Origin of the sequence: Sulfitobacter sp. SK012 (genome assembly GCF_003352085.1) — a bacterium.
In the GTDB taxonomy this organism is placed as follows: Bacteria; Pseudomonadota; Alphaproteobacteria; order Rhodobacterales; family Rhodobacteraceae; genus Sulfitobacter.
This window is the reverse complement of record NZ_CP025804.1, coordinates 616459-630174: the sequence shown is the minus strand read 5'-3', so window position 1 is coordinate 630174 and position 13716 is coordinate 616459. Positions and strand designations below refer to the sequence as shown.

The 13716-nt window shown below is 55.5% G+C and carries 12 protein-coding genes; 7 read left to right on the top strand and 5 right to left on the bottom strand.

What is annotated here, in order from left to right:
- Genes C1J03_RS03115 through C1J03_RS03100 form a run of 4 tightly spaced genes read left to right on the top strand, consistent with a single transcriptional unit; the run spans nucleotide 1 to nucleotide 3494 of the window.
- The gene (locus C1J03_RS03115; RefSeq protein ID WP_114883604.1) at nucleotides 1-2490 is read left to right on the top strand and encodes a DUF3987 domain-containing protein; all 2490 of its coding nucleotides are present in this window, start codon (nucleotides 1-3) and stop codon (nucleotides 2488-2490) included.
- Complete coding sequence (locus C1J03_RS03110) at nucleotides 2487-2846, top strand: hypothetical protein (RefSeq protein ID WP_114883602.1); 360 nt, start codon at nucleotides 2487-2489, stop codon at nucleotides 2844-2846. Before C1J03_RS03115 ends, C1J03_RS03110 begins: the two co-directional genes overlap by 4 nt.
- Nucleotides 2836-3267 carry a DUF5681 domain-containing protein gene (locus C1J03_RS03105; RefSeq protein WP_114883600.1) on the top strand — a complete coding sequence of 144 codons (432 nt, stop codon included), beginning with the start codon at nucleotides 2836-2838 and terminating at the stop codon, nucleotides 3265-3267. The genes C1J03_RS03110 and C1J03_RS03105 overlap by 11 nt, the downstream gene beginning before the upstream one ends.
- On the top strand, nucleotides 3264-3494 hold the full coding sequence (locus C1J03_RS03100) for a hypothetical protein (RefSeq protein ID WP_114883598.1): 231 nt from the start codon (nucleotides 3264-3266) through the stop codon (nucleotides 3492-3494). Before C1J03_RS03105 ends, C1J03_RS03100 begins: the two co-directional genes overlap by 4 nt.
- A 508-nt stretch (nucleotides 3495-4002) precedes the next feature.
- On the opposite strand, the gene C1J03_RS03095 is transcribed toward C1J03_RS03100, so the two are convergent.
- From C1J03_RS03095 to C1J03_RS03070, 5 genes are all read right to left on the bottom strand, one after another.
- The gene (locus C1J03_RS03095; protein WP_211318228.1) at nucleotides 4003-4845 is read right to left on the bottom strand and encodes an alpha/beta hydrolase; all 843 of its coding nucleotides are present in this window, start codon (nucleotides 4843-4845) and stop codon (nucleotides 4003-4005) included.
- Nucleotides 4846-5465: 620 nt separating this feature from the next.
- Nucleotides 5466-6515, bottom strand: a complete 1050-nt coding sequence (locus C1J03_RS03085) for an alpha/beta hydrolase (protein WP_162798431.1) — start codon at nucleotides 6513-6515, stop codon at nucleotides 5466-5468.
- Between the two features lie 84 nt (nucleotides 6516-6599).
- Entirely contained in the window at nucleotides 6600-7631 is a 1032-nt protein-coding gene (locus C1J03_RS03080) for a DUF1214 domain-containing protein (RefSeq protein WP_216825890.1), read from the bottom strand.
- A gap of 65 nt (nucleotides 7632-7696) precedes the next feature.
- Entirely contained in the window at nucleotides 7697-8395 is a 699-nt protein-coding gene (locus tag C1J03_RS03075; protein ID WP_162798430.1) for a TetR/AcrR family transcriptional regulator, read from the bottom strand.
- Nucleotides 8396-8992: 597 nt separating this feature from the next.
- Nucleotides 8993-9991 (bottom strand): AraC family transcriptional regulator, encoded by a 999-nt coding sequence (locus C1J03_RS03070; protein ID WP_114883554.1) that lies wholly within the window; start codon nucleotides 9989-9991, stop codon nucleotides 8993-8995.
- Nucleotides 9992-10106: 115 nt separating this feature from the next.
- Here C1J03_RS03070 and C1J03_RS03065 point away from each other — a divergent pair, with 115 nt between their 5' ends.
- The 3 genes from C1J03_RS03065 to C1J03_RS03055 all read left to right on the top strand — a co-directional run bounded on the left by C1J03_RS03065 (nucleotide 10107) and on the right by C1J03_RS03055 (nucleotide 13682).
- A complete protein-coding gene (locus C1J03_RS03065; protein ID WP_114883552.1) occupies nucleotides 10107-12035 on the top strand; it encodes a DUF3604 domain-containing protein in 1929 nt (642 codons plus the stop codon).
- Nucleotides 12036-12059: 24 nt separating this feature from the next.
- The gene (locus C1J03_RS03060; protein WP_114883550.1) at nucleotides 12060-12497 is read left to right on the top strand and encodes a DUF6632 domain-containing protein; all 438 of its coding nucleotides are present in this window, start codon (nucleotides 12060-12062) and stop codon (nucleotides 12495-12497) included.
- 396 nt (nucleotides 12498-12893) lie between these two features.
- On the top strand, nucleotides 12894-13682 hold the full coding sequence (locus C1J03_RS03055) for a hypothetical protein (protein ID WP_162798429.1): 789 nt from the start codon (nucleotides 12894-12896) through the stop codon (nucleotides 13680-13682).
- Nucleotides 13683-13716 lie beyond the last annotated feature (34 nt).

Here is a 13716-nt window from a genome sequence, read left to right as displayed (position 1 = left end):
ATGGCCGCAATACAAACTTCCCCTGCCATCCAGCGCAACTTGGAGGTGGCAAAATCTTTGGCATCCGCTGGCCTTCCCGTCTTCCCATGCCGCAATGCGGCCAACGGCGATAAAGGGGCCAAATCACCCCTAACGTCTGATGGGTTCAAATCTGCAACGACAGATGTGGACCAGATTGAGCGTTGGTGGTCCAGTCATCCGTCAGCCGTGGTTGGCGTGCCAACAGGCGCGGCGTCTGGGATCTCCGTGCTTGATGGCGATATTGACCGCAAGACAGGCGAACCAGTTGGTGAACGGCAACTTGAGGAACTTGGTCTTTTGCCTCCGTCCGCCGTGAAGGTCTTAACCCAGAGTGGAGGCGTTCAGTATCTCTTTGCCCATTGCGAAGGGGCGAGAACAAGCAGCCACCAGGTTGCCAGCAACGTCGATACGCGGGGCGATGGTGGCTATATCATCGCGCCGGGGTCTGTGATGGCAGACGGCGCTTCATACCGCTATGCGGCCCGCAAGTTGTCCGATGCGATCAAAGCAGGCGACCTTCCTACTTATCCAGTTCATGCCGTCGATGCTGCGATACTGGCGAGGAAAGAAAAGGAAAAGGCCCCGCCATCAATTGCGACTAACTTGTTTATCGACACCGGTGACACGCGAGCATCCGACCCAGAAACACTGAACGCGACGCGACGCTTGCTTGCTGAAGCCCCAAACACCCTAACACGTGAGGATTGGGTAAAGCTGGCCCTGTCGCTGCGGGTTGCCTACGGGGACGCGCTGCATGATGCTTTCCTGTCATTCTCAGAGCGCTATTCGGGCGGAACCCCATGTGATGCCAAGGCCGCACAGGTTGTTTGGAATAGCGCCGCCCACCCATCTAGCGTGACAACGATTGCGCCAGCGCTCGCCCTGCTAAAAAACGCCGCAGGCGAAGGGCGCACCAAAGAGATATGGCGCGAAGTGTTCGCCGAACGGGACCACCAACAACCCGCGCAATCAATCGTGCTGGGCAAGGACCAAGCCAACACCGCCTCAGACTGGCCAGAGCCAGACGCGAAGATGGGGGAGCCCATCCGACCGCCTGCCCCTGTTATGACTAACACGGAATTTGAACAGGTGTTCGGGCCGTGGGCGCAGTGGATCACAGACGCAGCGGAAACAAAGAACGCACCCACTGATTATGTAGCTCTAACCCTCTTGGCTACAGCGGGGGCCGCTATTGGCAATTCCCGCTGGGCGGTGCCTTGGGAGGGATGGAAAGAGCCGCCCGTACTTTGGGCAATGTTGGTGGGCGATCCATCGGCGGGCAAGTCGCCAGCCTTGGACGCTGTTCTTGACCCTGTGAAAGATATCGAACGGGAAATGACGGACATATATCGAAAGGCACGCGACAAGTGGGCGGACGAAAATGAGGTTGCAGCGCTTGTTTTGTCGCAGTGGAAGCAGGACGCCAAAAGCGCAATGGCAGATGGTGATACACCACCATCAAAGCCGCGTGAAGCGGACGCAGGATCGCCACCCGTTAGAGAACGCATCTGCATCACAGATATCACGACAGAAAAGGTTGCTGACCTCCTATCAACCACATGGCGTGGGTTACTACTGGCACGAGATGAATTGTCTGGCTGGCTTGGCAGTATGGATCGTTACAACGGGGGCGGGGATCGTCCATTCTGGCTAGAAGCATATGGTGGGCGTAGCTACACAATTGACCGCAAGAACAGCCCTGAGCCGATCACGGTGGATCATCTAAGCGTCTCGATCATCGGAGGCACGCAGCCCGACAAACTGTCTGACCTGCTGGTGAACTCTGATGACGACGGGTTGCTTGCCCGCTTCATAGTGGTTTGCCCCGATGCTGTGCCTTTGTCGCGGCCAACAGTTTCACTTGATGGGGCTAAACTCACTGAGGCAGTCGAAATGCTGCACGGCTTGCCTCATGGCACAGATGAAAACGGCAACCGCCGCCCGTTCTTCATCGACTTCAGCCCGGACGCTGCAGACGCGTTGCATGAGTTCCGTGGTCGGTGTCGTGTTTGGGAAGCGGATTCAACGGGCCTGTACAAAAGCCACATTGGGAAAATGCCTGGGCTTGTCGTTCGGATCGCCAATGTTCTGGCCCACCTCGATTGGGCCGCTGATGCTGGAAATGACTTTGTGACGCATATCACCGTGAACCATGTAGGACGCGCTTGTCACTTTGTTGGCGAATATCTCAGGAAACACGCCTACCGCGCATACGGGGCCGCTAAGATGCCCTCAGAGGTTCAGGCCGCCAAAACTATAGGCTCAATTATTCGCACCGATGATCTTACCCTGTTCAAGCTGCGCGACATTCAGAACAAGGGCCGCACTGGCCTGCTCAAGACAACAGATGTGAAAGCAGCGCTTGGTGTTCTAATCGACGCTGATTGGTTGCGTGAAATCAGAGCAACAACAGGCGGGCGTCCGTCTGTATCTTACTCAGTCAATCCTAAGTTGGAGGACATGAAGTGAGCCGTTGGCTAGACATAGCGGCGCAGGCGGACCCTGCATCCATTTCCGCTCCCGACACACAGCAAGAACCATCAAAAAGACCGGAAAAGGGCCAAGGTGGGGGAGCGGGCGAAACCGAGCCCCCCTTAATGATGGTTTATGAGGTGTGTCGGGACGATAAATCAATTGATGGGAGCGCATCCCAAAGTAGCGACATGCGGCACGGCTTTGCCATCAACGGCCACCCCAAAACATGGAACGGCAACATCATATCATTGCAGCAATGGCGGCAGCTTACCGAGTGGGAAAAGCATGGGCCGAATGGGCGTCACTGGAATGGAAAGACAAAATATTGGGAGTACCCGAATGACACGTAATAACGATGCAACAACGTATACTGATGAATCAGGAAAGTTCGCCACCGGCAACCCCGGCAGGCCCAAGGGGGCCCGCCACAAGACCACACAAGCTATTGAGGTGATGCTAGAGGGCCAGCAGGAAGCGTTGACCCAAGCAGCCATAGATAAGGCGCTGGATGGCGACGTGACTGCTTTGCGCTTGTGTCTGGATCGGATCGCGCCCGCCCGCAAGGATTCTCCAGTGTCATTTGATCTTCCCGATATTGAGACGGCAGCGGATGCGGCCAACGCAGCCCGCGCCATTCTCAAGGCAATCTCAGACGGTGATGTAACCCCTCTTGAGGCTGCGACTGTGATGGCCGTGATCGAGCAATTCCGCCGCACCTTGGAAACCACAGAACTAGAGCGCCGGTTGGCAGCATTGGAGGCAATCAAATGACCCTTAAAAGCCGATTGGTGAAAATGGAAAAGGCGATAGATGGGGGTGGGGGGCAAATGGTGGATTGCATCTATCTTTGCGACGTAACCAAGCCGGATGCTCCGTCGAACCCGCGTGTGGCCCTTCTTATGGGTGGCGCGTTAAATGACAGTGTATCGCGGCTGCCCGATGAAAGCGCATCAGACTTTATTGCCAGGGTTGAAGGCATATTGGAGGGCCGGAAATGAGCATTCGAACGCGCCTTGCAGCACTAGGGTCAGGACCTATAAACTGACTTGAAGCGGCCGTTCGCTGTGTCCGTCTCCAATGACTGCAATGCGGGACAATGCCGCCTTTTGCTAGCGCAGCTATTGCTCATGCAGCATTTGCTCGCGCTCGTAGCACAGGAATTTCGGCGGCGCAGCGATTTCCCCCAGACCAGCCATTCAATCGCGCACAGACGGGCGAAATCCAAACTACCTTTTCGCTGCGGTTGGCTTGAACAATCGAGATGCGGACAAACCCGCCTAATGCTGATGCAGCGAATTTCATCGCGTCGACGCAAGCCCCGCATACAGATGCTTTGCGGCAGCGCAGCGCAAATCCCCCAAACCAATCTTTCGCCGCGCCAGCGCCCGTTGTCTCAGTTGCGGACCAAGTGGCCTGAGGCTCGTATCAAGATCAAGGAACAGTTATCGACCATTTTGTCTCCAGTGGCAGCATAAACGGCGTGTAGATGGAAGGAGCCGATGCGCATCACTGAAAAGCTATGCTAACTGGAATTCCGCCAATAATCTCATCGAGTTGAGTGGCCCGTTGACTCCGGTCAAATCGACTGTTGTCGTTTAGACCATTGCCAATCAACTGCACAACCTCCGGCGAGCCCGCGAACTTCGAGTGACTTCCAGAACTGGAATTACCTATTTTTGACAAATCGATCGCGATAACTCCAAGAGCGGCGAGTTCATCGATATTGGATGCGCCGACACGCGGAACACCGCCTGCAATTCGGCGGGAAATGTTCAGGGCGCTGTCGTCTTCAGATAACAAGACGAAAAATCGGTCGAATTTGGTGTCTATTTGCTCCAGTTGCGACCGGAATAGATCCTTATCGATGTCAGGCGAAGCTAATATGATTGTCTGAAGCCGTCCTGCAGCATTAAATCGACCTGTCTGTGCTGCATCTTTCATCGCTTCCATCGTCAGGAAAGCGCCCATGGAATGTGCAAATACGTCGTACCCTTCTGCATTGGTGCGGGCCATGATCGCGCTGATTTCGGGAAACCTTTGCCGAGCGATCAAGGCGCTGTTTAAGTCATAAACGTAGCGTGTGAGGCTTGCAGCCGACGCCCAATCAAAAAGTATGGGGACACCTTGAAATCCACTATCCTCGACGAATTGAGCCAGCCTCAAAACAGCATCACTGGTGGTGTTATTGTAGCCGTGCACAAAGAGGAGAATGTCTCTTTGCCCCCTTGGGATTTTGCGCAATTCCTGATTGACAGATGCGATGAACGCCGCGTCAGTCGCGTAGATGGTTGGCTCGACGACCGCAAACTCAGTTCTCGGGTCTGGCGGTAACCTTTTGGGGCGTTCCAATTCGCCTGCAACATGCGTAGGTGGAATAGAAACCTGAACAGATGCCAAGCCCAGTTCCGGAGCCCGTCGATCAGAAAAAAGCGCACCAACGGTTTCAGTTGATTGCCGGGTTGTCATCAGGAACACTTTTTGTTTGACCGCTGTTTCAACCGACGCGACGGGGACTTTGGGATTATCAATGCCTATCAACTGCGGTGGGGCGGAGCAGGATACCAGTGAGAACGACGCGACCAATATGAATATCCATCTTGCAACGCAGGATTTCGATTTCATAATCAATTTCTCTCTTCTAACAGAAGTTCCAAACTTCTCATTTTCATCTTACCTTTTGGCTGGATGGCTTCGGCGAGACACGGATTTCGAGCCAGATCTCCAGAGCCCCCAGCGGGACCCCCTGCAAAAGCCGGTGCGAGGGTAAAGATTGAAAATCCTGATACCAGAACGGCTTGTAGAGTTCGCGAAAGTTTCTTCATGATCCCTGTGCTCCTAATACATCAGTTCTTTTTCGCCGGGTCGCCACTGGTCAAACCAAGTGTCCAACGGCCCATAAAGACGCAGCCCAATGAACCAGCCTTTCCCCCCGACAAGGTCTGGATACAGTTGGCTTCCTAGGGCTCAATTCAATCATCGAGCAAGTGCTCGGACACCCAATCGCCCGCTTTGCTAACAGCAACTCTTGACTCGGGCGACTCCGGCAAAGCCGCCATGAAGACATGCGGCATACCCTCATAAAGGTCGAGCTTCACGGTCTGCCCGGCCTGATCCAATGCTTGATAGAGCCTGACAAAGTTGCTGAGGAATATCTCTTTGGTGCCGCCCTGGATGAGGGTAGGCGGAAAGCCCATTTTAAAGTCCCCGTAGACCGGGGAGACGTAGGGGTGCCGGTGGTCCGTCACATCTGCATAAGCCAGCGCCGACGGACCGAGTACGTCCTGATATGTGAAGAACGGTTCGGCATCCCGGAGCGTCACGTAGCTATCCCCGGTCTCAGAGATATCGGTCCAAGGCGACCAGAGAATTAATGCTGCCGGCATTTCCATGCCCTGATCACGCATCTTCAAGATACTGCCGGCCGAGAGGCCGCCGCCCGCAGAGTCGCCGTAGAGCACGATATTGGTGGCCGCGAAGTTTTGCTCATCAAGAGCGGCGAAGACGGATAGGACCTGATCGGTTGTTTCTTGCCACTTGGCATGTGGCGCAAGCGTGTAGTCGACGGACATGACCGTCAGACCCGTTTCATTGGCAAGTAGGATCGCCGAGGTGATCGCACCTCTGGCGGAGTTGAAGACATAGGCACCACCATGTAGGTAAACTGCGATCTTGTCGTTGCGTGCCAGTTTGTCAGGTGTGACTTCGACCGTCGGGACGCCGCCAAGTGTGATATCCCGAAGCGTGCCGTTGAACGCCTCAACGAACGGTGCCGCAGCTTTGATCTTTGCGGTAATGTCGGTGTCCTGCAGTGCTTGCCACGCTTGCACATCATCCGTGGAAGGCACCGCCGCGTCCCGCCCTTGGCCGAGTGCGGAAAGCACTGCGCTCCATTCAGACGAGATTGTATCCGGCGCGTGCGCCCACAGGGGCTCAGCATCTTGAGCAAGGGATACTGTGGCGATTTGCGCGACGGCGGCGACACTTGCAGTGAGCAAGAGTAGACGATTGCGTTGCTTCATGGCGAATACACTCCTTATCTGTTCCGAGGTCATGTCCGAACCACTGTGGTTGGGACGTCACCTCGGAATTGCTCTGGAACTGGCTCAGTTCACGGGTTCGAACACAGGGAACTGGTATTCACCTGATATAATTTCCGGTCCCGGCTTGTACATCCGCACGATGTAGTTCCAGCCTTCGGTGATCGGAAGGCAATTCACCCGGCCATCATCGCAACCGCCAGCATGGATCGTGACCGATCCGTCCTCATTGCGCTCGGCGGTCGCGTTATTGACAGAATACATCCCAAGGTCGTTTTCCTGCATGTATCCTTCCGCGTTGTACATCGTGATCGAGACAAATCCGCCGTCATTGATTGGGATTTTGTTGGGGATCTCCATGCGGTGCGGCGTCTGACCGTCGTTGGTTGCGGGCACCGCGTTAAGATAGATCGTCGCCTCCTTCGGGTTGCCGCCCCAGCCGAAAGCCGTCCCGAGCAAGTGATCGATCGGATTGAGTTCATTCTTGTCACCAAAATACCCGGATGTATCCTCTTTCGTCGCGGCCAGTACGTTGATCGCAGTGCGCAAAGCCTCAACCTGTTCAAGATCCCAATCCGGCACCTCGAATACGCCGGGATCGTCCTGCGCAATTGTCACGGCATCCTGCAGGTCAACTCCGACAGCGACGTCCGCCGGATCGTTCGCGTTGACGAACGTTCTCAGAATGACAACCGCATAGCGGGTTCCCATGAGATCTTGGGTCAGCGTAAACTCGCCCGCGGCGTACTCCATCGGCAGCATCGAATGGTCTTGGTTGATGATCAGGGCCGACAGGTACCTTCCGTCGCTTTCCGGAAGCGTTATCGTAATCGGGTTTGTCAGATCGAACACCCCAATTGAGTATAGCGTATCGCGCTGCATCCGGATCACGTCCTGCTTGTCGATCGCCACCACCTCCCGAATGTGAAAGAACTGGCCGAACCCGCCCTGTGCCACATAAGCCGCCATTGTTCTGTCGGTCTCGGCCCTCACAAAGTTGTCGACCGTAACCGACTCCGCCGCATAGCTGAATGCTGCTGCGCAGGCACTCAGCGCGAAAACACCGGAAAATATCATCGACTTCGTTTTCTGTTTCATTTTCGTTTCCTCCATTTAATTCGGTTGGTTCTTCGTAAATGAGTGCGCGCAACTTCTCTGATGTCTCATATTCGAACCAGATCAGAGGATCCGCTCTCCAGCCAATTGTTACCGTACAGAGTGGATATCCAGACCCGCGCCAGAGTTTCGTGAACCGTTTCTGGCTTGCTCCTGGGTTCCTGCCCAAACGCCCTTAGAAGCGTGTAGACATCCAGGCGATTCAGCGTAATCGCCATAAAGCGGGCGTCTAACTCGGGAATCAGACCTTGCGCCTGATCCGCCTCGATGCGGGCCGTGATGGCATCATCGAACTGTTCAATGAATTGAATCCAGACCCTTTCGAATGTCGCGTCGGTGGTCGATGCGTCACTGGCCGCCCGTAAGATCGGACCTAGCCGAAAGCAGACGTCAACCAGCCCGGCGAGGGATTCGTTCAGTCTCGCGACTGGGTCTCCTACGCCTTCGAACCACGGGTCCGTAACGACGTAAACCTCGCCTTTCAGCTGATCCAACAAGCTTTCCATAAGGTCATGTAAGTCTCGGAAGTACTGGTAGAAGGCCGAGCGGCTAAGACCTGTGGAAGCCATCAGTTTGTTGACCGTCAGATCACGAAATGGGTGCACCCAGATGAACTCCAGCGCAGCGTTCAAGATAGCGGCAAGTGTGCGATCTGACTTGCTGGTCCGAAGCGTCGCTTGCGGGCTCATGAGTGGTGGAACAAATTTTTGATCAATTTCTGACATGACATCTATTTTATCTGACATGCCGTCATTTTTCAAGTTTTGTTTCCGCATCCGTCCGGAGGACGTTTGGGCGGAAAAGCGGATTTGTGAGCGAAATCCGTGTGCCCGAGCTTTTGGCGCTGCAATATGGTGAGCATGTATCACCGGCTACGAACAAGGGAACGGCCGGTTCGAACTGGAACTGTGCGGCACCTGGGCCACTGACCCAATTGATCCGTGCTGGCGAACTTCTCGGCACACGCATAAGGCGGAAAAGCCCGTCACTCGGTCATATGCCTCCCTGATCTCGCTGCGCCGACGGCAAACGCCCGCTTTCTTAGCTACCGTGCGGCGAGATTATCAGACTGGTCAGGACGAACGGTTTGCTGCGTTAGCGAAGGACGCGATTTCAATTCGGGTGCTTTGGGCTCGGAGCTGCCATTCGCTGCAGATGCAAAAGTAGTGAACAAACCAATGTCAGTTCTGGGCTCTCCACCGTCATTCGCCGCGCGCTGTCTGAACGGCAGGTCTAGGAGTTCCGGACCTTCGCTGCGCCGCGGTTGAACTGGTAAGATGCGGGACGAACCGGTCATTTACAGTTGCCGTCGTTGGCGAGTTTGCCACGTGCGCAAATCAACCTTAAGGCGAACGTGAGATGCCTCGAAAATCAGACGGGGAACATCCTGTCACGCGCTTGAAAGCTCGTGTGAAACTTGGCAAGTGCGCATATCCTAAAGCACTTGAGATTTCGGTGACCGGCAAACTGGTTTCGATTAGCAGGCGCTCGGCTTCCGCCAGCCTGATGCCCTCGACGATAGAACTGAGGGATGTCTCTTCTTCACTGAGACGACGCTTCAGGGTACGTCCCGATATTCCAAACACCTTGGAAACGTCCTCCAGTTCCGTACCCAGCATGAGCAAGAGCCTGCCATGAACGACCCGGCGGACCTCGTTCGCAAACTCGACATCGCCTGCAGGCGGCTGTCCGGGCTCCGGCTGTTCACTAACCTGTCCACTGGACGTCGACAGGCGCGGCTCCGATTTCACCTCCTCTGCCCTCAGGATTACCGCATTGTCTGGAGTTCCAAATACCACCTGAATGCCCTCGAAAGTTGCAATTTCTGGTTTGAGCCTCCGGTGCCCCATGAGAACGCGAACAGGTCTCCAGTTTGGTCCAAAACGAGTGCGAAGGGCACAGACGACAGCGCCTGCCGCGGCTTCTTGAAAGGGCTCTTCGAGCTTGATGTTCCACGATGGAAACCCAAATCCAAGGCGCGCATAGTCCTTCCTGACAGAAACGCCGATCAGGCCACCGCATACGCTACCGAGCGCAGCGTTCAGCGGGGCGACCAATGCCAGAAGGTCGGGTGATGAACGGAACAGTTGCACCAGTTCCGAGGACCGCTCGATAGGCAGATATAGGCCCGCCCGAAACGCGGCATCTGGTCGGTGAGACACCGCTGAAAGGGCATCGAAAACGGCAACGGCCTTGCTGCGCAGAACAGTCGCGCCGGGCGCCTGAAGAGAATGTGGGGTTACACCACCTGCCGCCAGAACATCTTCGGCAGAAACGCCGTCGCTGTCACAAACATTGAGGACCCCCGCGAGCAAGAACGCAGAAAATTCACTATCGGACAAAGGTCTCTCCCAAATTTTGTTGGCATTTGGCCTGTAATGCTAAGCGGACAGCTTTGAGATATGTCAAGTTTTGGTTGTGAACGGGATGATACTTTGGGATTTTCAGGAGGCAAATATGTCGATCAAGCTTATTTCTAAGCCCCTGTGCGCAGGCACTCTACTTATCGCTTTGCTGGGTGGCGCGGCTGGGGCGCAAGATACCGGAACGCTGGATCAGGGACGAGTGGTTGAGAAGCCGGAACCCTATTCGCCCTATGTGGATCAGCACTTCCCGCAGCGGGTGCTCTGGGGCGATGCCCACCACCATTCCTCGTTGTCCGTGGACAGCGGCATGATCGGGAATAACAACAGCCCAGACGTGAGCTTCCGCTTGGCCCGGGGCGAGGAGGTCACGTCCAACTCAGGCTTGCGGGTGCAGCTGGTCCGGCCGCTGGACTTTCTGGTGGTCACCGATCACGCGGAATACCTTGGCATTGCCAAGTTGCTCAACGAGGCAGACCCCACGCTGCTGGCAACCGACGTCGGTAAGGAGTGGTACGCAAAGATGAACGGTAGCCCGCAGGAGGCCTGGCAAGCCGTTGTTTCCATGCAGAAGGATTTCACGTCCGGCGTGCCACGCTTCGCTGACCCCAAGGTTACCCGGACCGTCTGGGAAGACGTTGTGGACATTGCCTCAAGATACAACCAGCCCGGCACCTTTACCGCACTCAACGGATACGAATGGTCCACGGTCAGCAATGGGAAAGACGGCTCTGGCCCGGCGGGTGCCAACCTGCACCGGGTCGTGATCTTTCGCGACGGGCCTGATCGCGTAAAGCAGATCGTTCCGTTCAGCGCCTTCGATAGCGGTGATCCCGAGAAGCTTTGGGAGTTCATGGCTGCATACGAAGAGAATACCGGTGGCCAGATCCTGGCAATCCCCCACAACGGCAATATCAGCAACGGCCAGATGTACGCGGAGGTCGTCAAGGGCAGCGATATGACTGCGGACTATGCCGAGCGGCGCGCGCGCTGGGAACCCCTGATGGAGGCCACTCAGGAGAAGGGCGACGGCGAGGCGCACCCCTTCCTGTCGCCCAACGACGAGTTCGCGGACTACGGGACCTGGGACTTTGGCGATTCCTTTGGGAACCCCAAGGAAGACTGGATGCTGCAGTACGAATACGCCCGGTCGACACTGAAGAATGGGATCCGGCTGGAGGACAAGCTTGGGGTCAATCCCTTCAAGTTCGGGATGATCGGCAGCACCGATAACCATGTCAGCATGACCACCACGCGCGAGGAAAATTACTTTGGTAAGCTCCCTAGTGAGGACCCCTCGCCAGACAGGTATAAAGGTGTGTTCGTTAAGAACGCCACAACAGGCGAGGTGCTTGTCTACGACTGGCAGCTGGTCGCGTCGGGACTGGTCGCAGTGTGGGCGAGAGAAAACACGCGTGAAGAGATTTTCGATGCTATGGCTCGCAAAGAGGTCTACGCCAGCACCGGTACCCGCCTGACGGTGCGGATTTTCGGCGGCTGGGATTTCCAGCCCGATGAAGTCCAGCGACCCGATTTTGCCGGGCAAGGCTACGCTCGTGGCGTGCCGATGGGAGGGGACTTGACAAGCGCACCTGAAGGCAAAGCACCTTCTCTAATGATCCGCGCTTTGCGCGATCCCGATGGCGCCAATTTAGACCGAATCCAGATCATCAAGGGCTGGCTCAATGCCGATGGCAGCACGGAAGAACGGATCTACGACGTCGCCTGTTCCGACAATCGATCCATTGAGAATCGCCGTTGCAATAGAGCCGTCGGCAGCACCGTTGACGTCGCCGATGCAAGCTACACCAACTCGATCGGTGAAGCCATGTTTATGGCCCACTGGACGGACCCAGATTTCGACCCGAGCCAGAGCGCCTTCTACTACGTGCGCGTCATTGAGATCCCCACGCCGCGCTGGACGGCCTACGACGCGAAGCGGTTTGGGATTACGATGCCTAGTGAAGTGCCGATGACGGTGCAGGACCGCGCCTATACAAGCCCGATCTGGTACACGCCCTAATCCTGTTTGGATAGGAAACTGAAAATGAGCAGCGCTCAAGACGAGCAACTTCGGAAATCGTCTATGGCGATGCGGGTCGTCGGCTGGGCCCTGGTACCCGGCTTGATTCTTGGGTTCGTCGGATACTCGCCTGGATTTGTCTGGGGGGTACTTCCCGATGCTCTGCAGATCGGCCCAGCGCACCCCTTCTCACCCTATGACGGGCTGCACCCTTACGTATTCATGCTGGTCGCCCTCTATGCGGCCTGGGCCGTTTTGCTGGTCCGTGGGGCGGCCGATCCTCTTCGAAATATCGCACTGTTCGACTGGGGCATTCTCGCCAATCTGCTGCACTGCATCGTGATGATACCGCAGGCCTTAATTTATCCGAACGAACATGCCCATCTGTGGGCCGACATCCCGCTGACAATTGTCCTCGCGGCAGTGATGTGGATCTGGCATCCTGCCCGACGTCGGGATTAGAATTTCTGGATCAACATGATGCTCAGAGATAAATCTGATCATTTGGCCGATTGCACTTAGCAACCCGCTTATTGGAATGGTTTACACGCCCGGCGAGTAAAAAGCGGCGAACTTGGAACGCTCACTCTGGGCTCTCAGCGGTCATAAGCTGCGCTGACCACGAACGGCTGGTCTGGGATGAACCGCCGTTCGCTGCGCGGCACATGAACTGGTAAGAAGCGGACTTTGCGGACCTTTGTGCGAGGAACCCTATGGCAGGCCATGAAACCGTTGTATTGCGTCCTTGGTGGTCGCGAAGTCTTCGACTTGAAGTAAGTGTCGAGCGTCTACAGATGCGCTACACGGATTGACCTGTATGCACGGATTGACCTGTATTATAGTTGCAAGACCAGTAATGTGCTGAATTGCCTATGTCAAAGTATCAGGCGAAGAAGGGCTATTGCTATGGATGCTCAACCGAACTTCACGAAGCAACTTGAGACCCGAATGGGTCTTTGGGTATCTTGGACCCTTGTAACCGCCATTTGCATGTATATTGGCAACGTCGGCGCTTTCAACACAGTCTTGGCTTGGGGCGTTCCTGCGTTGTTGGGGGCGTTGCAATGGATATTGCTCAGACGCTGGGTTAGTCGACCATGGCAATGGATTCTTGTGACCTACCTGTCCTTGACTATCGGCACAATGGTCGGTGCCGTGGGCGGTGGGATAATACAGGACTTTTTGGATGGGGTGCCGATGGGCGCTCCCGGGATTCGTTCCCCTAGTCAAGCGGGTACGTTTTTTGGATATCTTTTTGGCAATGCTGTGGGTGGCTTGTCTATGGGCTTGGCTCTGGGTCTCGGACAATGGATTGTGCTAAGGAAATTTGCGGTTCGCGCCAAACTATGGATATTCGCCAACATCTTCGGCGGCGTGGGAAGCATGATAGTCTTTGTCTTTCTAGATCTTTTTTTGGGCCCAAACACGGCGATTGTTTTCGTTTCAATGTTCTGTTTTGGAGCCATCACGGGAGCTGCCCTTGTGCGGTGCCTGCGGTGTCCTGGTAACGTCACGATCGAGCCCACCGTTGAGCCTGTGGATCGATACCAAGAAACGCGAAAGCGTCGGATCGACTTTATTGCCACAGTAGTATTGGTAGCAATTGGCGGGTTCACCTATTTTGGCACGCGAGATATGTTGGCATGAAGCAATCAGAGCCGTCCCCAGTCTGCCGTCAAAT

Coding starts and splice junctions, on each gene's coding strand:
- C1J03_RS03115 (WP_114883604.1), top strand. CDS start 1: ATGGCCGCAATACAAACTTCCCCTGCCATCCAGCGCAACTTGGAGGTG.
- C1J03_RS03105 (WP_114883600.1), top strand. CDS start 2,836: ATGACACGTAATAACGATGCAACAACGTATACTGATGAATCAGGAAAG.
- C1J03_RS03100 (WP_114883598.1), top strand. CDS start 3,264: ATGACCCTTAAAAGCCGATTGGTGAAAATGGAAAAGGCGATAGATGGG.
- C1J03_RS03085 (WP_162798431.1), bottom strand. CDS start 6,515: ATGAAGCAACGCAATCGTCTACTCTTGCTCACTGCAAGTGTCGCCGCC.
- C1J03_RS03080 (WP_216825890.1), bottom strand. CDS start 7,631: ATGAAACAGAAAACGAAGTCGATGATATTTTCCGGTGTTTTCGCGCTG.
- C1J03_RS03075 (WP_162798430.1), bottom strand. CDS start 8,395: ATGTCAGATAAAATAGATGTCATGTCAGAAATTGATCAAAAATTTGTT.
- C1J03_RS03065 (WP_114883552.1), top strand. CDS start 10,107: ATGTCGATCAAGCTTATTTCTAAGCCCCTGTGCGCAGGCACTCTACTT.
- C1J03_RS03060 (WP_114883550.1), top strand. CDS start 12,060: ATGAGCAGCGCTCAAGACGAGCAACTTCGGAAATCGTCTATGGCGATG.